The organism is Photobacterium sanctipauli (assembly GCF_003026495.1).
In the GTDB taxonomy this organism is placed as follows: Bacteria; Pseudomonadota; Gammaproteobacteria; order Enterobacterales; family Vibrionaceae; genus Photobacterium; species Photobacterium sanctipauli.
This window is the reverse complement of sequence record NZ_PYMA01000008.1, coordinates 175,851-199,103: the sequence shown is the minus strand read 5'-3', so window position 1 is coordinate 199,103 and position 23,253 is coordinate 175,851. Positions and strand designations below refer to the sequence as shown.

Genomic DNA, 23,253 nt, shown 5'->3' with positions numbered 1-23,253 from the left:
GGTTAGCCTCGCTGCGGGTAAAGGTTGTGGTTGCCCTGAGCCATGGCAAGCGCTCCGTCCATGGCATCTCCTTGGGGGGTGGCGACGCGTTTTTGCATTGGCGGGATCAGCCAAGGGATGATGCGCTCGGCAATGCTGCCCATCAGGCAAATTTCTTTGGCGCCAAGGTTGATCAGCGCCTGCATCCACATTTCAACATCGGTTGCCGTTTGGTTTAGCAGCTCGATAGAGAGGGCGTCGCCATGGTTGGCATGCGCAAAGATCGCTGGTGAAAACTGGCCGTAGTCGCACGGGCGCGCTGTTTTCGACCAGCGAACAATGGCATCAATATCCTGGTTGAAGTGCTCGAGCACATGCTCTGCTAGCGGGGTCATTTTGACGATGCCGTCGGCAGCAAGTAATACTTGCTGGATGAGTCTAAGGCCCATTATTGCCCCGCCACCTTGGTCTGAAATAGGGAACTCGCGCCCACCGACAACATGTTGTTTGCCGCTATCGAGGAAGATCCCACATGAGCCAGTCCCAGCGATAAGAATGGCCCCATCATTACCGCCCCATGCGCCAAGGCAGGCACCATAGGCGTCAGTATTGAGGGTGATAGAGGCATATGGGTGGGGTTGGGCCATAAAATCATGCCAAGCATCTTGTTGCTCTGCGCCTGCAAGGGCGAGGCCAACGGCCATGTGGGCAAAATCTTGCCCGCCAAGGCCTGCTAATTCTGCGGCGGTTGCAATGGCATCTTGGATAGACTGCATTGCCACCGTTGCACCTAGCAAGATATTGGCGCTGCCTGTTTTGGCCTCGCCAAGTACGTCACCAGCAAGGTTGGTAATGCGCGCGCGGCATGAAGTACCGCCACCATCAACACCAACATAATATAAAACGGAGTTAGCCATGTTTGCGCTCCTTATACTGCAAGGCAACAGCAAGTAAGTACCAGCCCGCGTGGGGGATCCATTGCTCGCCCCAACGCCAGTTTTGCAGCATGTCTTGTGCTTGCGGCTCTGGGTTGAAGGCGATGTCGTGTTCGTTGTCAAAGCCAGCGGTGATGCCGTTACATACGCCGCCCTTGGCATTTTGGAAGCCAAGCTCCGGAAGGTAATCGGGGTTATTGAAACCGTGGCCGTCAAGCATTGACATATCAAAGGGGTTTAGGCCAACCAGCCAGTCAGTGGCTCGCTGGGCGTAAGCCTTTAACTCAGGCTTAAGGTCACCGGCCGCCGGGCACTGCTGAGCCATATAGGCCATGGCCGCGAGTGAAGCGAGGCGGGCATTCTCGCCCTGCCACCAGTAGCCCGTTTCGTTGTCGTGGGGAATAAAGAAGGCGCTGTGCTTATTGCCGTTGACTGGCTTGACGTACTGCCGAGGGTAACCAAATGGGTTATTTACCTCGTGGGTGATAGCGAGCTCAAAGCCCAAGGCGCGATGGACGATATCGCCAATGCGTTGCTGGTTAGCGGTGTCGGTTTCGACCTTGAGGTAACACATCAAGCTAATGGCTGGCAGCCCTGCTTCGGCACCGTGGTAGTAAGGGCGACTGCCGTCCTGGTTGGCAGACCAGTAATGCTGGCGGGTTTCGTCGCTTACTTGGCGTGCCGACAAGCGGATTGCCCAGTGTCTTGATTGGTCAAGATAGACGTTATCTGACGTGGCGCGATAGAGCTCGACAGCGGCCAACAAGGCGCAGTATTCATCAATAATGTTTTCACAGCCGTCATTAAGGTACTGCTTGTTCATTTCAGCAAGGTGCCAATAGCCATCTGCTGCGGCAGCCAAGTAGGCTTTGGCTTTCGAGGCATTTTCAAAGCCAAGTGCTTTGACCGAAGTGTCAGTAAGCAACCGGGATGCACTGGCCAATGCGGCAATGGCTACACCGGCCCCTTGGCGAAAGGCGGCTTGGTAGTCGGTTGACTTGATGCCATCTTGGGTGCCGTAGCTGCAAATCTCACGTTGCTCGGTGGTTTTACTCCATTTATCAAAAACCGTGGTATAAAAATAACCGTCGGTTGATTTCATCCGTAGCAGAAAGTCAGCCCCGTGCAGTGCTTCTTCGATTAACCTAACCTGAGTGAACTTGGCAAAGCCCGCTTCAGGTTCAAGGGTTTCGAAGGCATGTAGCATATTCCACACGATCATCGGTGTCTGCTGCGGGTTAAGGTAGTTACTGTATGATAAGTGGCTAAAATACTTGCTGACGTCACCGGATGCGTCGTACCAACCGCCCCGGGCATCAACCGTAATGTCAGTTCCCAGTAGAGGCACTTGTTGGTCGGCTTGCTCGAAGATGCCGCCACAACGTTGCGATTTGAAGTAATGGATAACATCGCTGAACGTGCGATGCATTAACAGCCCCTCGGCAATCATAAATGGCTTCGACTGGGTTTCACCTACACGTACAAAGTACTCACCGCAGGTGGTTAATGCGGTGAAGTCCCCGGCGTAGGTGTAACCAGTATGCCACTGGTCTACCGGACCACAGGCCTTGAGAGGCAGCTGTAACACGGGCTCGCCAGAACGGCAGCAGACAACGTCAGCTTCAAGTTGCTGTTGTTGTGCCGGCGCTTGCAAGATAACTTGCTTAGCACCGTTGCGTTCGTAGCCCAAATGGTTCGTTAACAGCTGCATTGATCCTCCAATTAGTTTTCGTACAGGTAGCAACGGACAAAGTGGTTGTCGGAAAGCTGGGTAATCCCTGGCAACTGTTCGCGACACTTGTCGGTGGCATGCGTACAGCGGCCAGCAAACGGACAGCCTAGGCTTTCAGGGGTCCATAGCGGGATCTCGCCTTTGTTGCCTTTGAGCTTTTCGTGAATAGACTTGCTTGGATCCGGTACCGCTGAAACCAGCAGCTGGGTGTATGGGTGCTGCGGATCGTGGATGATCTCTTCGGTATCGCCCCACTCAACCATGTGGCCGACGTACATAACGGCAAGGTCTTCTGCGATGTAGCGAGCGGTTGCGATATCGTGAGTGATGTAAAGCAGTGCCATTTCACGCTCAAACTTCATCTCTTCCATCAGGTTAAGGACACCCGCGCGGATTGATACGTCCAGCATCGACGTTGGCTCGTCGGCAAGCACAACCTCTGCACCAACAGCGATGTTACGGGCCAAGTTGACGCGCTGGCGCTGGCCGCCAGAAAGCTGGTGGGGGTATTTCGCAGCTGTTTCCTTTGGCGGGATCAGGCCGACCTGATCCAGCAGGCTGTACACCATTTCCTCCAGCTCTTTCTTGTTGCCTTTGCTGACCTTGTTGTGGATCAACAGCGGGCGGGCAATATGGTGGAAGATGGTGTGTGTTGGGTTCAACGAGCCAAACGGGTCCTGCCATACCATCTGCACACCCTGACGGTAGGTCATCAGGTCATGCTTTTTCTCGATAGTGGCAATATCGCGGCCAAAGTATTCGATGTGGCCACTGGTTGGCGCATACATCTTGGCGATCATTTTGGCTGTGGTCGACTTACCCGAGCCAGACTCGCCCACAACGGAGAGGCCACGGCTCTTGTACATTTTGAATGACACGTCGTTAATGGCGCGCATCATGGATTTTTTCAGCGAGTTACTGCTGACAGGAAAGTCTTTGACCAGATTCTTTCCTTCGATAATTGGTTGTCCTAGTGGCTTGCTCATAATGCCTCCTAATTCTTCTCTTTATTAACTGCTCTTGTTGAATAGGTGGCAGTTGCTTAAACGGCCTGGTTCTAGCTGGCGTAGTTGCGTGGCTTGGGTAAAGCACGCGTCATGCGCCTTGCTACAGCGAGCCTGGAAACGGCAGCCTGTAGGCACTTCAAGTAAGTTCAACGGGTTGCCTGGGATCCCTGTTAGACGGGTCTTAGGACCAGTCAACGGTGGGAATGAGCTCCCCAGCCCCTCGGTATAAGGGTGGTATGGGGTTTCTAGGATTTGCTTAGACGGGGCGACTTCAACCAGCTCCCCCGAGTACATGATGCCGATGCGATCCGAGAATTCGACCATCAATGACAAGTCGTGGGTAATGAACAAGATTGAGAAGCCAAACTCTTCTTTAAGGGCATAGATCTTCTGCAGGATCTCGCGTTGAACCACAACATCAAGCGCGGTGGTTGGCTCGTCCATAATGATCATTTTCGGGTTTAGTGCGAGCGCGATAGCAATCACCAAACGCTGGCGCATACCACCAGAGAACTGGTGTGGGTAGTCGCGCAGGCGGTTAGGGTGAATATCGACAATCTCCAACAGGCCTTCTGCTCGGCGAACAGCTTGCTCGCGGCTCAGGTTGGTGTGGCGCATGATCACATCGCAGAACTGCTCTTCCATGGTAAGCACAGGGTTCAAGGCGTTCATCGCACTCTGGAATACCATCGAGATTTCGCTCCAGCGGAACGCGGTCATTTGCGCGTCGCTGTATTTCAGGATGTCGCCATGGCCATCGAAGATCACCTCACCGCCGGTGATGAATGCTGGCGGCTTGTGAAGGCGCATCAGTGAGAAGGCAACCGTGGATTTACCGCAGCCAGATTCGCCCGCAAGACCAAAAATCTCACCTTTACCGATATCGAAGCTGACATTGTTTACCGCGCGGACATCGCCCGCATCGGTAATGTAGTCAACGCATAGGTTGCGAATGGAAATTTGTGGATTGGTCATTATTTCTCTCCCCCTTCAAGGGCAGGCTGAGCTTCAACAGCCGCTTTTTCTTTTTCTTGTTCTTGGTTTTTCTTAGCCATGTTCTGCCAGCGGCGCATGCCCTTATGCGAGCGGAGCTGCGGGTTGGCAATTTCATCAACGGCAAAGTTAAGTAGCGCAAGGCCGATAGCGATAAAGATCAGTGCAAGACACGGTGCGAATAGCTCCCACCAAGCGCCAACCAACATTGACGAAGAGGTACGAACGTTGTTTAGCATCACGCCCCAACTGATGGTGTTAGGATCGCCCAAGCCTAGGAATGACAGGGTTGCCTCGGTCATGATTGCTAGCATTACCGAGCCGATGAAGCTTGCACCGACAATAGAAACCAAGTTAGGTAGAATCTCGACGAAGATAATGCGCCATGAAGACTCGCCCAGTACCTCAGCGGCTTTGACAAACTCTTTTTCACGCAGGGATAGGGTTTGGGCCCGGACGACACGGGCACCCCATGCCCAGGAGGTCATCCCTATTACGATGGCAATGGTGAGCGGGCCTGCCTGACCGATAAAGGCGGCGATGACAAATAGCAACGGGAACTGGGGGATAACCAGCATGATGTTCATTGCTGCCGTTAGCACATCATCAACGCGGCCGCCGAAGTAACCGGCTGATACACCGATGATGGTAGCCAAGAAGCACACTACGATGCCGGCCCCGAAGCCAACAGCCAGCGAGGTACGCGTGCCGTATACAACCTGTGACCAGATGTCGCGACCCATACGGGAGGTACCCATGACATGGTCAGCTTTTTTCGACATTAGCAGGGTACGGCGGTTATCCGCTAAGTTTTCTGCTACCCAACCGTCCGGGTTGCTTTGTGCCGCTTTTACGACAAACGCAGGGTACTCATGAGGGTTGCCTGTTTTGCGGTCCGGTGCGTGCTTGGTGATCAGTGGAGCAAACACGGCGCCCAGGATAAAGATGGTGATAATGGCGAGGCCCAGCATCGCTTTGCCATTATTCGACAATAGTTTAAATAAGGCTTTCATGATTATTTTCCTCCCTTGCGTAGGCGAGGGTCCAGAGCAACGATTAGTAGGTCGGCTAGGAAGTTAAAGAACAGCATGAATAGGGTCATGATTAGCAGCTGACCTTGCAGTACCTGATAGTCACGAGCGTTGATTGCGTTCAGTAGTACGGTACCTAGGCCCGGGTAGTTGAAGATGATTTCGATGATAAGCTGACCACCGATTGCCATACCCAACGCCATCGAAAGTGCGGTGACACTTGGTAGCATGGCGTTGCGGGCTGCATAGTTGAAGACAACTCGGTTTTCGCTCAAGCCCTTACCTTTCGCCATGGTGATGTAGTCTTCGTTCAGCAGGTTGATCATGTTGTTACGCATGCTGATAAGGAAGCCACCAATCTGGATAATGGTTGCACAGATAAGAGGCAGTACAGCGTGGTAGGCGACATCCTTGTAGAACGCCCAGCTGGTCCAGTCGGCAACTTGCCCTGCCGTATAGGCATAACCACTCGGGAACCACTTGAGGCTGATAGCAAAGGTATATAGCGCAATCATCGCGGTAACCACAGCAGGTACGGCCTGTACCACCAGCATGGCTGGGGAAATAAAGGCATCGTATTTACTGCCGCGTTTCCAAGCTGCGAAAATACCAAGGATAGAACCGATACAGAACGATAGGATAACCGCTGTACCAGCCAGAAATAGTGACCAGCCTACCGCGTTGCCCAACATGGCGTTAACTGTTTGCGGGTAAGTCTGGATTGAGATACCCAGGTTCCAGCTAAAGATACTCTTTAGGTAGGTAAAGTATTGCTCGTATAGCGGGCCATCTACAAAGCCAAGCAGCTTTGTCATTGCAGCAATACGCTCTGGGGTTACCTGAATTGTTGCGTTAGCAAACATCATGGTAACTGGGTCACCAGGCATTGCTCGCGGTATTATAAAGTTGATCGTAGCGGCCACGAGGAACGCTATGAAATAAAACGATAAACGTCGTAGAAAAAATCCCATAACTCACACCTTTCCATACCAGCAACACTCCCGAAGCTGGATTCCGGACGAAAAACCCCCTGACGACTGGCGCCATACACTACAGAAGGAGGGGGGAATACGCGGTGCGCAAGGCGCGCACCGCAAGTTAAGTAGAAATTAAGCTTTTGGTTTTAGGTCAAGTACTTGAAGTAGACGCTCCTGAACACCAGCCCAAACCATTGGACGGCCCTTAGGATTGTTTTCGTTCCACCAACCGTCGAAGCGAGTGGTGTTGTACTGGAAGTTGAATGCGCCAGACATGACAGGAACAGTGATTTGGTTTTCAGCAATCACTTTCTGGATGCTCTGTGCAATTTCTAGCTGCTCTTCACGATCAGCCGTCTTGTAGAAGCTGTTTAGTAGCTTATCTAGCTCAGCATTCTTGTAGTGGTGCATTGCAAAGCGAGGCTTACCTTCACCTTCCTGAAGCGCTGAGTTAAAGCCGTCGTTCCAGTAAGTGTGTGGATCTGCACCGTGGAAGAAGTTGGTGTATGCAACGTCATATGTCGCGTCCTGCATTGCCTTGTTGTAGATAGCAAAATCAGGTGTACGTGCTTTAGCGTTGATACCCGCCTCTTGAAGCTGCTCTACTGCTAGCTGAACAGTGTTGTTGAAGTCAGTCCAACCGTTTGGTGAGATAATTTCAAATGAAATTTCTTTACCTGTTGGTGTTTCAACGAAACCGTCACCATCGGTGTCTTTAAAGCCGGCTTTCTTCAACTGAGCCTTCGCGCCTTCAACATTGTACGTATTGAAGCCTTTGTACTTGTTGTAGACAGCGTCGTCAGACCAAGCTTTAAATGCACCGCCTAGGCCAGATGCGTAGTTGTTTGGTGTACCGTTGCCGTAGAAAGCGATGTCAATGATAGTTTGACGATCAAGTGCCATTGAGAATGCACGGCGGAAGTCAACGTTGTTGATGGCTTCTTTGTTGCCCGCTTTTGGCGACTTGTAGTTCAGAAGGAAAGACTGTGTACCTGCTTCAGGGTACCAGTACTTGTGGTTCGGGTTAGCCGCAGCATAAGTACTGTCGATGTCTGGAATGAACGAAGATGTCCAGTCTAGCTCAGAGTTGATAACTTTAGCCAGTAGCTGATCGTTACCTGCGATCTGTGGTAGGCGAAGACAGTCAACATCTAGGTTGTCTTTATCCCAGTAGTTAGGGTTCTGACACTGGATGTAAAGCTGAGGGGTAAAGGTGTCGATATCCGTGAACGGACCTGAACCAACTGGGTTTTCGTTCGCGAACGACTCAGGTGATTTTACTTTACTCCATACGTGCTTAGGTACGATTGGCACTTTAGTGATTTCGAATGGAGCATTAGACGTTGCTTCATTCAGGTCAAAGATAACCTTGTTGCCGTCTGCCTTAACAGACTTAACCCACTTGTTTACACCAGTACGGTCAAGCTCAGGTTTGCTCTGAAGCAATTCGATGGTGTATGCAACGTCAGCGGCTGTTAGCGCTTTGCCATCAGACCATTTCACGCCGTCACGCATTTCAAACGTCACCTGCATTAGGTCGTCAGACATGTAGTAGTCTTTGGCCAGACGCATTACCGGCTCGTTACCTTTCATTTGGTTAAAGATAACCAAAGGCTCGTAAATGAACTCGGTAGTTGTGTGCAAGCTTGTATCTAGGAATGGGTTAAAGTTGCGCACCATTGTAGGGTAGAACTGAGGCACAATAGTTAGCTCACTGCGTTCTGCTGCTGAAACAACAGGCGCGGTTAGTGCTGAAGCTGCTGCGGCAACAACTGCCATTGCTAACTGGGTTTTCTTTATATTGGCAAGCATAGCTGTTCCTTACTCTTTGCTTTTGTTTCACTTATTAAAAAAGTTCTCGCTAGTGCGAGGGAGTTTGGAACCTACTTCGTTTAGGTTGAGTAAAGCGACCCTAACGAATGGCCTTGTAGGCTCTCAATGACTTAAGGAAACTCCGGATTAACAATTCGGTCAATCTGACAGTCCGTTAAAAACGTTAAAAAGCGTTTTTTCCACGTAAAAACCGTTAATTAATGACTGTGATCTACCTCTCTACTCCCTTGTCCTTGTGAGTAGCGTCACTGTTTTAAGTTGTTGTTACATTGTCTATGTTAGTGCTCACTATCAATTGGTTTGTTGTTTTATATTGGCTTTGATGGTGCTGGTTTTAGAGTGTGATGTAATGCGGCGCAGCCGTTAAGTTATTTCCCTGCGGAAATTTTTAGTGGCGGATTTGTTGTGATAATCGTCTCATAAACTGAATAATTTTCCGTTGAAGGCGTGGTTAAGGGCGTTTAAAGCCAGTTGTGTTGTTATTTTATACAGCCAATGCACGTGGTTTTTTCGGCTTTATAGCGCGTTTTGGGATGATAATTTGAGGCGAAAAAAAGCCCACCAAATCGGTGGGCTTTGCTGTTTTTGCGCTTTTATTGGTTGATGAGGTGTTGGAGCTGCTCGCGCATTTGCCTGAGTTGCTCACGCTCAGATATCGGGGTTTGGCAACGGTCTAGGACAAAGTCGATGGTGCTCAGTACCGTACGCCAGCGTGGTGTTTTGGGGAGCGTTTCAAGGTGTAGATACTTATCCAAGGTACGCGTTTGCAGGGTGCTTCGGTCGAGGTAAACTCGCCATAGCCCACTTTCTTCCGCCAGGTCAAACTTGGTTTTTTGCGATGAAAGCTCCCAGAACTTGAGGGTGGTTTTCATGATGTCAACCAGCATCTCTCGCAGTGCATCGTGCTTGTTCCTGCCCTTGTCATCGAGCTTATCAGCAAGGTGGTTGAACTCGTCGCCAAGCGTTCTTAGCTTGTCGAGGTTGCCCTTATCGCCATCGAAGGCAAACCCTGACAAGACATCGACGGCATTTTCCAAGATGTGGATACGGTGCTCATCGGTAGGGCCGTGGTTATCGAAAATGAACATTCTCAACAGCCCGGATTCCTCGGGTAGGTTGATGATGTCTGCATCGAGCGGGGTTAACTGATCGCCGATGCGGAAGGTTAGGCTGCCATGGAAATGATGGCTGTTGCTAATATCTTCCGGCAAGTGTGTCGCGAGCAAGTCTTCGATATTGTGGCGCTCGATATGCTCTGGGGCACGGTTGAATAGTTTACCTGCAGCGCCATTGGCATAACGGATACGCCCGCCGCTCTGGACGCACAAAATGGCCTCGTTGGTCGACTCAAGTAAGCCTAGCAGGCGGCTTTGGGTTTCCAGCAATCCGGCCTCAACTTGTTCGCGGCGGCTGATCTCAAGTGCCAGGCGCTGGTTTTCATTGCGCTGCTTCTCGGTTTGGCTGGCACGAAGGTGGGCGCTAATTCTGGCGTTTAGCTCTTCTTTATTGAATGGCTTGGTGAGGTAGTCATTGGCACCGGCTTCAAAGCCCCGTACCCGATCTTGGACCTGGCCCAACGCCGATAGCATGATGATTGGCAGATCGAGCAAGCTATAATCTTGGCGCAGCTTTTCACACACCTCATAACCCGACATTTCCGGCATCATGATATCAAGCAACATCAATGCCGGTGGTTGTTGTTCGATGATCTTCAGGGCCTGAATACCGCTTTCGGCGGTAATGACCCTGTAGCCTTCCAAGCGCAAGAAGTTATTGAGCACTTGCAGGTTGACCGGCTCGTCGTCGACCACCAATAGCAGTTCGCCATCCGGGTTTTCCGGGATATCCTCCGGCTCGCAAACCGCGGTTTCCGATAGCGGCACCTGGAAGTGCATATTGCGGTTTAGGTGCTGGCTATCGGCAATATCGCTATCGGAAGCGAGGTTCATGGTGAAGCTGAACGTCGTGCCTATCATTGGCTGGCTGCTTACGTATAGGCGCCCCCCCATCAGCTCGATGAGTTGGCGGCTAATAGAAAGCCCGAGTCCAGCCCCCTGGCGGTAGTGAGAGGTGCCGGTATTGGCTTGTGTGAGCGGCTCAAAGATGTGCTCAAGTTGCTCGGTCGGGATCCCTTGGCCGGTATCGACCACCTGGATGCGCAATTGGCTCTCCAGAATCGTGGCAGAAAGGATGATCTTGCCTTCGGAGGTGTATTTAATCGCATTTCCGACCAGGTTATAGAGCACCTGCTCCAAGCGTTGCTCATCACCGAGTACCAGTGGCAAATCGGTTGGGATCTGGTTGATGATCCGAACCGGTTTGCTGCCAAGCAAGTGGCTTGAGAGCTCCAGAACCAAGCGCGCCGCGGAAGCAACGTCGACAGCCTGCTTCTGGATATCCATATTGCCATAGCGCATCTTGTGGTAATCGAGCAGATCATCGACCAGGTTGGTGAGGCGCTGGCCACTGCTGATCATGATTTCCAACTGGCGACGCTGGGATTGTTGGATCGGGCCGTTGGCACCGGCTAGCAGCGACTCGGCAATACCCACCATGCCATGTAGCGGGGTGCGAAGCTCATGCGAGGTGGTGGCAAGAAACTCATCCTTTAGTTTATCGGCGGTTTGCAAATCTTTGTTTTGCTGTTGGATCACCTGCAGGTTTTGCTCCAGCTCGGCATTTTGATCGCGGATCAAGCTCATTTTGTCGCGGATAGAAGATTGCATCCGGGCAAAGCTGACGGCTAACCGGCCTATTTCATCACTGCGCTCAGTACTTTCGATCTTCTGCTCCAAGTCACCGGCTGAGGCGCGTTCCGCAGCCCAGGTAAGGCGAAGTAGCGGAGCGGTAATAGAGTTCGAAAGCCAATGGGAAGCGATGATCACCAATACAATGGCGGTGATCATGGCTATCAAGAAGATTTTCTCTAACTGGCGAATGCGGGCAAAGGCTTCTTCCTCAGGCAGTTCCACGACCAGCGCCCAAGGGGTGCCCATGATATTCATTGGTGCGAAGGCGCTGAGCACAGGAATACCGTTAAAGTTGGCAAAACTACCAACGCCACTGTTACCTTCCAACGCGCGGTTGATACTGTCACTGGTTAATGTTTCGGGCGCATCGGCACTGGTTGGTAGGCGGGAATGATGATCTTGGCCAACCAGGAGGGTTTGCACGTAATGGCTGCTATTGCTGGTATCGGAAAGAAACTCGCGTATCGATTGGTTGCTTAGCTTGAAAAAGACATAACTATGGAGGTAGCCCTGTTGGATGATCGGCGCGGCAAACCAAGCCGATAACTGGTCATAGCCTTGCTCTGGACCAAAGTCGGTAAAGACCACCGGCACTTGCTCCGGCTCGGCCATAGATTGCTTGGTTTTGGTTTGGATTGATTCAAAGGTCTGGGCAAGGGCGGCATAGGCTTCTGGCGCTTCTTTTAAATCGACGCTAAAACTATCCGGACTCTTGGCGGAATAAACCACATTGCCCTTTAAATCGACCAGCAGGATGTCATCAAAACTAGAGCGCTTGAGGTATTCGTCGTAGGCCCAGTTGTAGCGCTTGTACATTAGGCGGTAGCGCTCATGGCCAACGTAGTTACCGGAGTTCTGATCGATGGCTGGCTTGCTGGTTAGGGTCTGGGTGTAGTAGGTACTGCGGCTTGAATTGCTGATTTGGGCATTGATGTCCCCGAGCTGGTGGTAAGCACCCACCAAGCCATAGAAGCGTCCGCCACTGGCATTGGCAAGCTCCGAACGAGCAAAGCTTTGCACCTCGGATTCTCTGGCGGCAAAAAAGCTATTGAGTTGCTTTTGCTTGTTATCCAGCAACGAGGCAAGGTGGTTGGTACTTTGTTCCGCTAGATCAGTAGTATGAGAGTGTAAAAAGAAGAAAGCGGACAGTGTCAGCGGGGTGATACTGAGCACTAAAAAGGCCACCATCAGTGTGTGCTGGAGGCGTTTAAAACGGGTAGTATTCTGCATTCCGGTGCCTGAAATTACCTATGAGTAACGGGTGTAATTAACTGATAAAACAGTAAATAATTATTTTTTCGTGCCTTACCCGTGGATTTAACGAAATTGACGTGTAGGGAAGAGGGTAGAAGCTGCTCAATTCTCCGTTATACGTGGTTTTTTTTTGTAGGCAAGGAAGTGTTTGGGGAAGCGTGTGCCGACACACAAAATTGACGTTTTTTACACCATAAAAGGGTTATGGCGGCGCAAGGAGAGGGGATGTCAGTTGAAAAAGCCGGTGCAGTCACCGGCTTTCAAGCTTATTTTTTCGCGGTATAAATATTGAATTTATTATTCTTTGCCGTGATTTCGCAATTACCCAGACTTTCTTCTATCAATGGCGGGTAACGCAGGAAGCTGTTGGCAACAATGATAAGCTGGCCATTGCCAGTTAGGTAGTTCGGGGCTTGGGCAATGAAATCTTCCGTGGCGGCATAGAAGGTTTTTAGGCCGGCATGGAATGGCGGATTACTGATCAAATAATCGTACGGGCCTGATAGCGCCGCATAGACATCCGTAGCGGTAAAGTTGGCTTCTAACTGGTTCACCCTGAACGTTTCTTTGGCCGACTCGATGGCCAGCGCGCTAATATCGCAAAGCTCAAGGTCAATGCTTGGGTTGTTGGCTTTCATCACCGCGCCAACTACTCCCGCACCGCAACCAAAATCGAGTACCTTGCCCGATAGGGATGGCAGGGTTTCAAGCAGCAGCTCCGACCCCTTGTCAAACTCACCGTGGCTAAATACGCCCGGTAGCGAGCGGATAGTCAGTTCGGTGCCAGCCACTTGTAGCGGGTAGCTACGGTACCAATCATTGATATCAAATGCAGGCGCAGCGTGTTCGCAGCGTCCCCAGTAAAAGCTGCAGCGGCGGGCCGAATCATATTTGGTCAATGTGCCGTAGGCTGAAAACATTTTTTCGGCACTGCGTACCCCGCTGCGGTTCTCGCCCACAATGCACACCTCTGTTTGCGGGCCGTATTTGGCCAGCAGCATCGACAATAGGTAATCGGCTTCCGCTTTGGCTTTCGGCCAGTACAGCAGGATCATGTCGATATCGGCTTGCTCAGTAAAGGCTGCGCCAAAGCAAGCATTTACTTTTGGCTGCTTTGCCATGCTGCGGAAATAGCCGTAGTTCGTCGTAAATACTGTGACTGACTCGGCAGTGTTGGCCAGTTCGGCAGGAAATGAGTCAGACAGTTCTCCGGCAACCAGCACTTTTTGATTTTCAAAAAATTCAAGCTGGCGGGCGACGACTTGGCTTGCAGCAGAGTAAGACATAACGGCCTCAAAATGGGTGTGTGAATATCGGGCGCGAATTGTTCCACAAAATCATGGAGAAGAAAAGCCAGACCAAGCTTTGAGCCTGCTTGGTCTGGTAGAGCGGTTGATTAGCGTAAATCTTGCTGGTCGAGGAATTCCTTGAATTCAACCTCGTACAATTTGAATAGCACCATGGTGACAGCGAAGATGATCGGGCCGTATATCAAGCCTATTAGCCCGAAGACGTGCAAGCCCCCGAGGATCGAGAAGAAGATCACCAAGGTGCTCATGCCACCGCTGCCCTGCATGAGCATCGGGCGCAGGAAGTTATCGATAGAGCCAACGACGACAGCACCCCATGTTGCCAAGAACAATGCCCACTCCCACTTGCCAATCAACAGCAGGTAAATACTGGCCGGCATCCAGATAAGCGCGGTGCCGACAACGGGGATCAAGGAGGCGAAAGCCATCATCGAGCCCCAGAACAAGCCGGGGAACCCGGCCAGCCACATTGCGATACCACCGGCAAAGCCTTGGGCCAGTGCGGTGAGGAAAGAGCCGAGTACGGCAGATTTCGCCACTTCCTCAACTTCATTCAGTACCGCATCTTCTTGGCTGCGTGATAGCGGCAGTACATGGCGCAAGGTGGCGACCATTTTGTCGTGGTCGCGTAGCAAGAAGAACAAAACAAATAGCATCAGCATGAAGTTGATGACAAAGTTGGTGGCATCCCCCAGGAATTTTGCACTGACATTGAGCAGTTGCGCGCCAAACTTGGAGGCTGCGGTTGCCACCTTCTGCACGATAGCCTGGGTGTCGAGCGGCTCGAACGGCGAGTACTTTTCGATAAGCGCAAACAGCTTAACCACATAGGGGTGGGAGAGGACCTCTTGCACCCCGCCGGAGGTTAGCCAGACGTAACTGTCCTTGGAGAATGTGGTGCCTTGGTGGATGATCGAGCTAAATACCACCAGTAGCGGGATCACTATCATGAAGGTCAATATCGTACATGAGATCACCGAGGCGGCATTGGGTGATTTGGGCATCTTCTGCTCAATTTTGCAATGAAGCGGGTAGTAGAGCAGGGAAATAATGAACGCCATCACAATGGAGCCAAGGTACGGCTGGAGCAAGGTATAGCTGGCGTAGATAGCAATAGCAAGGGCGGCAATAAGCAGCCAATGGCGCGATTCGACTCTAAACGGTTTAGGCACAGTGATGTCCTTTCTAGGTAACCCTATCTCTCGCCTATGTTGCGAGGGCTTGATTGGGGTCTATGATGTTGTTTTCTTTTGTTGCTATGATTGCATCCCCCTTGGCAAGAGGCAATCACTTGCTTTGTTAAAATGTAGCTTGATTCAGTAAGGGGTCAGTGGGGAATGCCCGAGTTTGGTGGCATGTCTCAGAAATGGTAAACGGGGAGATGTGTCATGGGATGCTGCGACTGCGGTTGTGACAGCAAGAAAAAGCGCAAGCCTTCACTGGCAATTATCGTGCTGGTATTGCTTGGACTATTGGCGCTGTTTTTCTGGCAGTAAAAGAAAAAATGCCGCTCATAGAGCGGCATTTTGATATCTACTTGAGCACCGGTTACTCGGCCTCTTTTGCCAAGGTTGCAAATGCAAACTCAGCAGCTTCTAGCGTGGCATCAATTTCCTTGTCGCCATGCGCCAACGAAGTAAAGCAAGCCTCGTAGGCTGAAGGTGCTAGGTATACCCCTTTCTCAAGCATCAGGTTGAAGAAGCGCTTGAAGCGTTCGATATTGCACTTCGCCACGTCGTCGTAGCATGTCACGCTATCTTGGTCGGTAAAGAAGAAGCCAAACATCGCGCCAACCTGGTTTGTCATAAGCGGGATGCCGTACTTGTCTGCCAGTTGCTGGAAGCCTTCAGCCAAACGCTGGGTGGTGTGCGCCAGGCGCTGCTCGTTACCTTCTTTGGTCAGTACGCTTAGGCAAGCATGGCCAGCTGCCATTGCAATCGGGTTGCCAGAGAGTGTACCCGCTTGGTAAACCGGGCCGGTTGGAGCCACGTATTCCATGACTTCGCGACGACCACCGAAAGCACCCACTGGCATACCGCCGCCGATGACTTTACCCAGCGTGGTTAGATCCGGCTTGATGTTGTAGTAGCCTTGCGCGCCACCGTGAGAAACACGGAAGCCTGTCATTACTTCATCAAGGATCAGCAGGGCACCAAACTCGTCACAGATTTCGCGCAGACCTTCCAAAAAGCCCGGTACTGGCGGAATGCAGTTCATGTTGCCCGCTACCGGCTCAACGATGATACAAGCGATTTGCTCTGGGTGCTCGGCGAACGCTTCGCGCACAGAGTCCAGGTTGTTGAAGGTGCAAGTTAGGGTGTGCTTGGCAAAATCTGCCGGTACGCCCGGTGAGCTTGGCTGGCCAAGCGTCAATGCGCCTGAGCCTGCTTTAACCAATAGGCAGTCGGCGTGGCCGTGGTAGCAGCCTTCGAACTTGATGATTTTATCGCGGTTGGTGAAGCCACGAGCAAGGCGGATTGCGCTCATGGTCGCTTCGGTACCCGAGCTTACCATGCGCACCATCTCCATGGATGGAACCAGCTTGGACACCAGCTCAGCCATGGTGATTTCCATTTCGGTTGGTGCACCAAAGCTCAGGCCTTGCTGGGCTGCATTGATTACCGCATCACGGATCGCAACATGGTTGTGACCTAGGATCATCGGGCCCCATGAGCCAACGTAGTCGATGTATGCTTTGCCATCGGCATCAAAGATGTAAGCGCCGTCGGCACGCTCGATGAATAGTGGGCTACCGCCAACACCGGCGAAGGCACGAACTGGTGAGTTAACACCACCCGGAATAGTCTGTTGTGCTTTGGCAAATAAGTCTTCTGACTTGCTCATGTTGATGTCCTGTTCTCAAATAAGGTCTGACTTGAACTGTCGGCATTGTACCTAGGGTCTATTTCCCTTTCAAATAAGTCCTTGTGAACTGGGTAACGGAACCACTATCTGCCAACAATAAGCGAATTAAAATGCCATCTGGGCGTGTTCAATGGTGGTCAATACTTGAACGAGATAGTCAGGTATTAGATAATCACGGTAATGACCGAGTGTATTTGAGAGGTTTTTAATGAGCGATGCTAATTTGCCGCTGAATTTTTCTGAAGTTGCAGCGAATAAAGTGAAGACGCTTATCGCCGAAGAAGAAAACCCGGAGCTGAAGCTACGTGTTTACATCACTGGTGGTGGTTGTAGCGGCTTTCAGTACGGCTTTACCTTCGACGAAAAAGTAAATGAAGGTGATACCACAATTGAAAAAAGCGGCGTGACGCTGGTGGTAGACCCAATGAGCCTGCAATACCTGATCGGTGGTACTGTTGATTACACGGAAGGCCTGGAAGGTTCCCGCTTCTTTGTAAACAACCCGAATGCGACAACAACCTGTGGTTGTGGTGCATCGTTCAGCGTATAAATGCGGCGGCATTTGAGTTGAAAAAAGCCGTTCCCGAGGGAACGGCTTTTTTATGCCTGCGGTTTGGCGGTGGCCGCCTAGCTGCGGTTGTTGAGTAGCGGGCTATTGTCGGCAATGAACTGGCTGAACTGGTTCAATTGCGCCATTCGCTCATTCGCATATTGCTTGAAGCGGGCTTTTTCTTTGCCTTTTAGCGACTGTGCTTGCGGCAATTTCACCGTACGCGGGTTCTTGTGTACGCCGTTGACCAAAAATTCGTAGTGAAGGTGGGGGCCGGTAACACGCCCGGTTCCGCCCAGCGTACCAACGGTTTGTCCTTGCTTCACGCGCTGCCCGGTATTCACGCTGCGCTTGGTCATGTGAAGGTACTTGGTGATATAGGTGGAGCTATGGCGGATAAAGACATAGTTACCATTGAATTTGTTGTAGCCGGATTTCATCACCACGCCATCACCGGCAGCCCAAATCGGTGTGCCGACAGGGGCGACATAGTCGGTACCGCGGTGTGGTCGAACCCGGCCGGTAACCGGGTGTAGGCGGCGAGGGTTGAAGTTCGAGCTCACGTAACGGAAGTTGATCGGGGAGCGCAGGAAGGCCTTACGCATCGCACGCCCTTCCTGATCATAATACTTGCCATCTTCGCTGCGGATAGCGGTGAAGGTTTGGCCCAGGTTGGTAAAGGTTGCCGCAATAATGTTGCCGCGGCCAATAGGCTCGCCTTCAATAAGCCGCTCTTCGAATAGCACCGAGAAGTTATCACCGGCCCGGATATCAAGGGCAAAGTCGATGTCCCAGCCAAAGATACCGGCAATTTCCATGATTTGGTTGGCCGTTAGGCCGGCTTTGTCGGCAGCGTTCCAGAAGCTTGAGGTGATCACCGCTTGGGCGAAGTTCAGTTGGGTATCGACTTTTTTGCTGATGATATCGGAGTAGTAGCCATCGGCTGTTTTGGTCACGACCAAGGTGTCGGTCGTGCTTTGCGGTTGGGTCAACTGGATGAGTTCGTTGTCTTCGTCGAAGCCAAACTTGAGCTTGTCTCCCGGACGAAGGTTGGTCAGCGTCTTGGTGCCCTTGTCGGCATTGACCAGGCGGTACAGGGTGCCAGGCGATAAGCCAACGCGGTCAAAAACCACGGCCAGGCTTTCACCCGATTGGACGGTGTGCTCCTTCCAGATCAAAGCCGGCACGGCTGGCTTATCATCTTCCGACATTGGTCTAAGCTGGGTAGTGTCGAGATCAATATCGAGCGGGTAGAGTTTGCCGATTTCGAATTTTCGGTCAGGGTGTCCATTGTTTTCCGAGCTCGGCCAGAGGATCAGCAACACCATAAAAGCACTGATGACAGTAATGAGGGTTTGGTGAAGCTTGGGCAGCTGGCGGAGTTTCGATACTAGCATTTGTGATTTTTTTGCGTATTCGGAAAAAATAAGACAACGGGTAGTCTAACTGGTTTCAAAAAACATCGCTATTCAAGTAAGATGTTCGATTATTACTTTTTTGCCAATTCTGTGGGAGCGAACTAAGAATGGCCAGCATTGAACAAGCATTAGCTGAAATTAAGCGTGGTGTGGATGAGCTGATTCCGGAAGAAGAGCTTATTGCCAAGCTAAAAGAAAACCGTCCGTTACGTATTAAGTTGGGTGCCGATCCAACAGCGCCGGATATTCACCTTGGCCATACTGTCATTCTTAACAAGCTGCGTACTTTCCAGGAACTGGGCCACGACGTGACTTTCCTGATTGGTGACTTCACCGGTATGGTTGGTGATCCAACGGGTAAAAACACCACGCGTCCACCGCTGACCCGTGAAGATGTGCTTGCTAACGCTGAAACCTACAAAGAGCAGGTATTTAAGATCCTTGACCCAGCCAAAACCAAGATCGCGTTCAACTCGTCTTGGCTATCGGACCTAGGTGCCGAAGGCATGATCCGACTAGCGGCGAACCAGACGGTTGCGCGTATGCTTGAGCGTGACGACTTCAAGAAGCGTTACAGCGAAGGTCGTCCGATTGCTATCCATGAATTTATGTACCCGCTACTTCAGGGCTATGACTCTGTCGCAATGGAGACTGACGTTGAGCTGGGCGGTACCGACCAGAAGTTCAATCTGCTGATGGGCCGTGAACTGCAAAAAGCGAATGGTCAGAAGCCGCAGGTTGTGCTGACTATGCCTCTGCTAGTCGGTCTCGACGGCGTTAAGAAGATGTCTAAGTCTGCCAATAACTACATTGGCGTTAACGACGTGCCGGGTGAAATGTTCGGTAAAATCATGTCGATCTCTGATGACTTGATGTGGAACTACTTCGAGTGCCTGTCTTTCCGTCCACTGGAAGAGATCGAGCAGTTCAAGACTGACATCGCCAATGGTAAGAACCCGCGTGATGTGAAGATCCTACTGGCTAAGGAAATCATTGCTCGCTTCCACTCTGAAGCAGACGCTGATGCCGCAGAGCAAGAGTTTATTAACCGCTTCCAGAAGGGTGCAATGCCGGATGAAATGCCGGAATTTGATTTCGAAGCTGGCCTGGCTATCGGTAATATCCTAAAAGAAGCTGGCTTGGTTAACTCGACTTCAGACGCAATGCGTATGATCCGCCAAGGCGCAGCGAAAATCGATGGCAACAAGATTGAAGATACCAAGCTTGTTCCAGCCGCTGGCACTGCGGTTTACCAGGTAGGTAAGCGTAAGTTTGCTCGAATCACGCTAAAGTAATTTTGGCTTGATCTGAAAAAGGCACCCTCGGGTGCCTTTTTTATTGTTCGTTGTTAGCGCGGCTTTGACAGTGCCAGTAAACTAGCTGCGCAGGGCAAACGTTGGCAGCGACAAGTGCCAGCGGATTGCCGCCAAGCGAATGGTCAAGGTAGTGACGATCCCGGCAACGGTGGCAACGGTGGCATCAACATTGGCCATCAATGCGGTTGTATGGACAATACCACCTAAGATACAAGCGGTTGCGTAAACTTCGGTACGCAATACCATTGGGATCTCGCGGGCGAGCACATCGCGGATCACCCCGCCGCCGCAGCCTGTCATGACCCCCATCAGTACCGCAACCATCGGGGTTGCGCCAAAGCGCAGTGCTTTTTCGACACCGATAGCAACGAAGACGGCCAAGCCGATGGCATCGGCGACCGGCAAGAAATACCAAGGCATTTGCTTGGGCTTGCGGATGGCAATCATGCTGATCAAACAGGTAACGAAAATCACCCACAGGTAGTTGGTATCGGTGATCCAAAATACCGGGGTTGCGCCTAATGCCATATCACGGATGGTGCCGCCACCAATCGCCGTTACACTGGCAAGCACAACAACACCGAAGGGATCCATGCGCAGACGGCCAGCGAGTAATACGCCCGATGCGGCAAAGACAGCCGTGCCGAACATATCGAGGATATAGATAAGCATTTGGTTACCTGTTTGGTCATGAGTGAAGAGTCGCTGAGATTGTACGACGAATTATCAGCGGTACAACTCATTACAAGCGCTTTGTGAGGCGACTCACAGTGAATGTTGACACCCTGTTACGGGGTGTTATTTCTTATCTTGTCTAAGTAACCACAGACCTGTTCAACAGCCAGAATGGTCCGCGGCGTAGGGCGATTCAGCCAGTCTGCGGTTAGGGTGAATATATGGCCGTTTTCCACCGCCGGCAACTGCTTTTGCCACTTGCTCCAAATACTCACCTCGGTGTCGGCATGCGGCGTGCCGAAGATAACTTCCGGCTGGCGGACAATCACTTGCTCCGCCGATACCTGCGGGTAGGCGGCACTGCTATCGGCAAAGATATTTTGGCCACCGCACAGGGCGAACACCTGGCTTGGCCAGCTGCCACCGGCAACCGTGATGATCGGTGAGGCGCTTAGCTGGTAAAAATAGCGAACCGGGCGCTGGTCGAGGTTGCTTTTTCGCAAACCGTCCAAGCGTTGGCGAAAGTCATCGGCCACCTGCCGTGCCTGCTGCGGGGAGTCGGCATACCTGCCGAGTGTTTCCACGGTGGTGGCAATATCGTCGAGGGTGGTCGGGTTGGAGTAAAAGACCTCAAACCCAAGCTGCTCCAGGCGGGCCATCTCCCTGGTTGGATTGCCGCCTTGCCAAGCCAAGATCAAATCCGGCTTGAGGGCAACGATGCGCTCTAGCTTGATCCCGCGGTAATTGGCTACGCGCTCAAGTGATTTGGCCTGTTCGGGGTAATCGCTGTAATCGCTGGCGGCGACCAGCTTATCGCCAAGGCCCGCCGCATAGGCGAGCTCGGTGGTATGCGGTGACAGGCTGATGATCCGCTCGGCGGGTTGGGCGGCGACGAGATGAGAAAACAGGCCTAAGGTAAACAGGCACAAAGCAGTGAGGCGCACTTAGCGGACTCCTTGGAAGATAATCAGTAACGAGGTTTGGATTAACACCCAAACAATCAAGCGGGTGCGGGCTAGTTGGTCGATTTGTGCTAAGTGCAAAGCCGCAGGGGCAATCTTGCCGCCGATGCGCGGCCGCTCCATTTTCACCTGATCGTAGATAGCCGGCCCGCCGAGCGACAGCGATAGCTTATGCCCCGTTGCGACCAGCAGCCAGCCAGGGCCGGGTAGGAGCCAATTTTCCCCTTGGCTTGCCAGTCCGCGCAGGGCGGTTTTGGCATTTTGGCCGAGGCTGATAAGAACGGCAAACAACCTGAGCGGGATGATATCCAATACGGCGAGGATTTTTATTGCCGGTTGGCCGAAGGCGCGGTATTGCTGGCGGCTGGGTGACCATTCGCGCGCTAGGCCGACGGCGAGGCGGTACATGATGGCTCCGATCCCGCCGGCCAAGGCATACCAGAACAATACCCCTGCAACCAAGCGACCGTAAGCGAGCAGTTGGGTTTCGGCGCCCGCTTTGCCCAACCCCAACAGGGACAAGCTGTCGGTATGGCGGTTGAGTTTGTCGGCAAGAAGCAGTCTACATTGGGCTTTATTTTCGCGGCTGTAGGCGGCAATAAACCGCTTGCTGAATTTGGCCGTGCCGCGCCAATCGAGTGCAAGCCACAGTAAAACAAGGTGGAAGGCGGTTTCAATCCATACTAACTGGTAGAGGCAAACCAACAATATCAAGACCGTCAGCCACATTAGGCTCCAGGCAAGAAGGCCGGAAAACTGCTGCTGCTTGGTATTGTCGTCGAGTTTGTTGACCTTGCTGGCAATGGCTGTGGCGAGTTGTTGCCAGATATTGATGGGATGGAGTGAGGCCGGGATGGGAAGAAGCCATTGCATAGCCAGCGCCCCCCACAACGCGAGCAGGGAGCTGTTGCTGGTAACAAGTGCAATGGCGTCTGTCATTACTGGTTCAGTAGCTCAACCATTTTGTCGACCATCACTGAAGAGCTCTTCGCTGCCAGTGGTAGGAACTCGTCGAAGCTCATTGGCGATTCTTTGTCGGCAACATCTGAAATCGCGCGAACGACAACAAATGGTACGTTGAACTGGTGACAAGCTTGGGCAATCGCTGCCGCTTCCATTTCAACCGCGATAACCGCAGGGAAGTGCTCGCGAATAAAGGCTTGGCGCTCAGGGGTACAAACGAACTCATCACCGGTACAGATCAGGCCGCGTACTGCATGGGTGTTTTCCATGCTAGCCAGTGCTTGCTCGGCAACATCCATCAGTTTGCTATCAGACAGGAATGCCGCTGGCTGCTGTGCCATTTGGCCGATCTCATAGCCGAATGCGGTCACGTTGGCATCGTGGTAACGCACTTCGGTCGAGATAACCACATCGCCCACGTTCAGGCTGCTGTCGAAACCACCGGCAGAACCCGTGTTAAGGACGACATCCGGCTGGAAGATTTCTAGCAATACCGCAGTACCTACCGCGGCAGACACTTTACCGATACCCGATTGAAGTAGGACAACATCGGCACCATTCAGGGTACCGGTGTAGAATGTACAACCTGCCTTGTTGTGCGTCTCACGGTTAGCCAGTTGATCTTTTAGGATGGCAACTTCTTGTTCCATCGCGCCGATAATGCCGATTTTCATCAATAGGATCTCTTTTACAGTGAAAGACG

The 23,253-nt window shown here is 51.9% G+C and carries 18 protein-coding genes; 2 read left to right on the top strand and 16 right to left on the bottom strand.

Annotated features, from left to right (window positions below; translation table 11 throughout):
• Positions 1-2: 2 nt before the first annotated feature.
• From C9I98_RS14420 to hemL, 11 genes are all read right to left on the bottom strand, one after another.
• A complete protein-coding gene (locus C9I98_RS14420; protein WP_107272132.1) occupies positions 3-896 on the bottom strand; it encodes a glucosamine kinase nucleotide-binding domain-containing protein in 894 nt (297 codons plus the stop codon).
• Entirely contained in the window at positions 889-2,625 is a 1,737-nt protein-coding gene (locus tag C9I98_RS14415; protein WP_036831793.1) for a glycoside hydrolase family 9 protein, read from the bottom strand. Before C9I98_RS14415 ends, C9I98_RS14420 begins: the two co-directional genes overlap by 8 nt.
• Positions 2,626-2,636: 11 nt before the next feature.
• Positions 2,637-3,632, bottom strand: a complete 996-nt coding sequence (locus C9I98_RS14410; RefSeq protein WP_036831792.1) for an ABC transporter ATP-binding protein — start codon at positions 3,630-3,632, stop codon at positions 2,637-2,639.
• Between the two features lie 24 nt (positions 3,633-3,656).
• Positions 3,657-4,628 carry an ABC transporter ATP-binding protein gene (locus C9I98_RS14405; RefSeq protein ID WP_036831789.1) on the bottom strand — a complete coding sequence of 324 codons (972 nt, stop codon included), beginning with the start codon at positions 4,626-4,628 and terminating at the stop codon, positions 3,657-3,659.
• The gene (locus tag C9I98_RS14400) at positions 4,628-5,659 is read right to left on the bottom strand and encodes an ABC transporter permease (protein WP_036831787.1); all 1,032 of its coding nucleotides are present in this window, start codon (positions 5,657-5,659) and stop codon (positions 4,628-4,630) included. The genes C9I98_RS14405 and C9I98_RS14400 overlap by 1 nt, the downstream gene beginning before the upstream one ends.
• Positions 5,660-5,661: 2 nt before the next feature.
• The gene (locus tag C9I98_RS14395) at positions 5,662-6,648 is read right to left on the bottom strand and encodes an ABC transporter permease (RefSeq protein WP_036831784.1); all 987 of its coding nucleotides are present in this window, start codon (positions 6,646-6,648) and stop codon (positions 5,662-5,664) included.
• A 138-nt stretch (positions 6,649-6,786) separates the two neighbouring features.
• Entirely contained in the window at positions 6,787-8,466 is a 1,680-nt protein-coding gene (locus C9I98_RS14390) for an ABC transporter substrate-binding protein (RefSeq protein ID WP_036831782.1), read from the bottom strand.
• A 614-nt stretch (positions 8,467-9,080) separates the two neighbouring features.
• Positions 9,081-12,467 carry a hybrid sensor histidine kinase/response regulator gene (locus C9I98_RS14385; protein ID WP_211318327.1) on the bottom strand — a complete coding sequence of 1,129 codons (3,387 nt, stop codon included), beginning with the start codon at positions 12,465-12,467 and terminating at the stop codon, positions 9,081-9,083.
• A gap of 290 nt (positions 12,468-12,757) precedes the next feature.
• Complete coding sequence (gene rsmC, locus C9I98_RS14380; RefSeq protein WP_107272131.1) at positions 12,758-13,777, bottom strand: 16S rRNA (guanine(1207)-N(2))-methyltransferase RsmC; 1,020 nt, start codon at positions 13,775-13,777, stop codon at positions 12,758-12,760.
• Between the two features lie 110 nt (positions 13,778-13,887).
• Positions 13,888-14,973, bottom strand: a complete 1,086-nt coding sequence (locus C9I98_RS14375) for an AI-2E family transporter (protein ID WP_036825915.1) — start codon at positions 14,971-14,973, stop codon at positions 13,888-13,890.
• Positions 14,974-15,349: 376 nt separating this feature from the next.
• Complete coding sequence (gene hemL, locus C9I98_RS14370; protein ID WP_036825917.1) at positions 15,350-16,645, bottom strand: glutamate-1-semialdehyde 2,1-aminomutase; 1,296 nt, start codon at positions 16,643-16,645, stop codon at positions 15,350-15,352.
• A 229-nt stretch (positions 16,646-16,874) separates the two neighbouring features.
• Between hemL and erpA the strand changes: the two genes are divergently transcribed.
• Positions 16,875-17,216 (top strand): iron-sulfur cluster insertion protein ErpA, encoded by a 342-nt coding sequence (gene erpA, locus C9I98_RS14365; RefSeq protein ID WP_036825919.1) that lies wholly within the window; start codon positions 16,875-16,877, stop codon positions 17,214-17,216.
• A 77-nt stretch (positions 17,217-17,293) separates the two neighbouring features.
• Here erpA and shyC read toward each other — a convergent pair whose 3' ends face one another.
• A complete protein-coding gene (gene shyC / locus C9I98_RS14360; RefSeq protein ID WP_107272130.1) occupies positions 17,294-18,613 on the bottom strand; it encodes a peptidoglycan DD-endopeptidase ShyC in 1,320 nt (439 codons plus the stop codon).
• A gap of 128 nt (positions 18,614-18,741) precedes the next feature.
• On the opposite strand from shyC, the gene tyrS reads away from it, so the two are divergent.
• Positions 18,742-19,929 (top strand): tyrosine--tRNA ligase, encoded by a 1,188-nt coding sequence (tyrS, locus tag C9I98_RS14355; protein WP_036828383.1) that lies wholly within the window; start codon positions 18,742-18,744, stop codon positions 19,927-19,929.
• An 81-nt stretch (positions 19,930-20,010) separates the two neighbouring features.
• On the opposite strand, the gene C9I98_RS14350 is transcribed toward tyrS, so the two are convergent.
• From C9I98_RS14350 to mtnN, 4 genes are all read right to left on the bottom strand, one after another.
• On the bottom strand, positions 20,011-20,622 hold the full coding sequence (locus C9I98_RS14350; protein WP_036829477.1) for a TRIC cation channel family protein: 612 nt from the start codon (positions 20,620-20,622) through the stop codon (positions 20,011-20,013).
• A 116-nt stretch (positions 20,623-20,738) separates the two neighbouring features.
• Positions 20,739-21,569 (bottom strand): vitamin B12 ABC transporter substrate-binding protein BtuF, encoded by an 831-nt coding sequence (btuF, locus tag C9I98_RS14345; RefSeq protein ID WP_081879102.1) that lies wholly within the window; start codon positions 21,567-21,569, stop codon positions 20,739-20,741.
• Positions 21,570-22,526, bottom strand: a complete 957-nt coding sequence (locus tag C9I98_RS14340) for a cobalamin biosynthesis family protein (protein ID WP_107272129.1) — start codon at positions 22,524-22,526, stop codon at positions 21,570-21,572.
• Complete coding sequence (gene mtnN / locus C9I98_RS14335; RefSeq protein ID WP_036827204.1) at positions 22,526-23,224, bottom strand: 5'-methylthioadenosine/S-adenosylhomocysteine nucleosidase; 699 nt, start codon at positions 23,222-23,224, stop codon at positions 22,526-22,528. Before mtnN ends, C9I98_RS14340 begins: the two co-directional genes overlap by 1 nt.
• Positions 23,225-23,253: the final 29 nt, after the last annotated feature.

Excerpts from the sequence above, each read along its gene's own strand:
- C9I98_RS14420 (WP_107272132.1), bottom strand. The coding sequence starts at position 896 with ATGGCTAACTCCGTTTTATATTATGTTGGTGTTGATGGTGGCGGTACT.
- C9I98_RS14415 (WP_036831793.1), bottom strand. The coding sequence starts at position 2,625 with ATGCAGCTGTTAACGAACCATTTGGGCTACGAACGCAACGGTGCTAAG.
- C9I98_RS14410 (WP_036831792.1), bottom strand. The coding sequence starts at position 3,632 with ATGAGCAAGCCACTAGGACAACCAATTATCGAAGGAAAGAATCTGGTC.
- C9I98_RS14405 (WP_036831789.1), bottom strand. The coding sequence starts at position 4,628 with ATGACCAATCCACAAATTTCCATTCGCAACCTATGCGTTGACTACATT.
- C9I98_RS14400 (WP_036831787.1), bottom strand. The coding sequence starts at position 5,659 with ATGAAAGCCTTATTTAAACTATTGTCGAATAATGGCAAAGCGATGCTG.
- C9I98_RS14395 (WP_036831784.1), bottom strand. The coding sequence starts at position 6,648 with ATGGGATTTTTTCTACGACGTTTATCGTTTTATTTCATAGCGTTCCTC.
- C9I98_RS14390 (WP_036831782.1), bottom strand. The coding sequence starts at position 8,466 with ATGCTTGCCAATATAAAGAAAACCCAGTTAGCAATGGCAGTTGTTGCC.
- C9I98_RS14385 (WP_211318327.1), bottom strand. The coding sequence starts at position 12,467 with ATGCAGAATACTACCCGTTTTAAACGCCTCCAGCACACACTGATGGTG.
- rsmC (WP_107272131.1), bottom strand. The coding sequence starts at position 13,777 with ATGTCTTACTCTGCTGCAAGCCAAGTCGTCGCCCGCCAGCTTGAATTT.
- hemL (WP_036825917.1), bottom strand. The coding sequence starts at position 16,645 with ATGAGCAAGTCAGAAGACTTATTTGCCAAAGCACAACAGACTATTCCG.
- erpA (WP_036825919.1), top strand. The coding sequence starts at position 16,875 with ATGAGCGATGCTAATTTGCCGCTGAATTTTTCTGAAGTTGCAGCGAAT.
- shyC (WP_107272130.1), bottom strand. The coding sequence starts at position 18,613 with ATGCTAGTATCGAAACTCCGCCAGCTGCCCAAGCTTCACCAAACCCTC.
- tyrS (WP_036828383.1), top strand. The coding sequence starts at position 18,742 with ATGGCCAGCATTGAACAAGCATTAGCTGAAATTAAGCGTGGTGTGGAT.
- C9I98_RS14350 (WP_036829477.1), bottom strand. The coding sequence starts at position 20,622 with ATGCTTATCTATATCCTCGATATGTTCGGCACGGCTGTCTTTGCCGCA.
- C9I98_RS14340 (WP_107272129.1), bottom strand. The coding sequence starts at position 22,526 with ATGACAGACGCCATTGCACTTGTTACCAGCAACAGCTCCCTGCTCGCG.
- mtnN (WP_036827204.1), bottom strand. The coding sequence starts at position 23,224 with ATGAAAATCGGCATTATCGGCGCGATGGAACAAGAAGTTGCCATCCTA.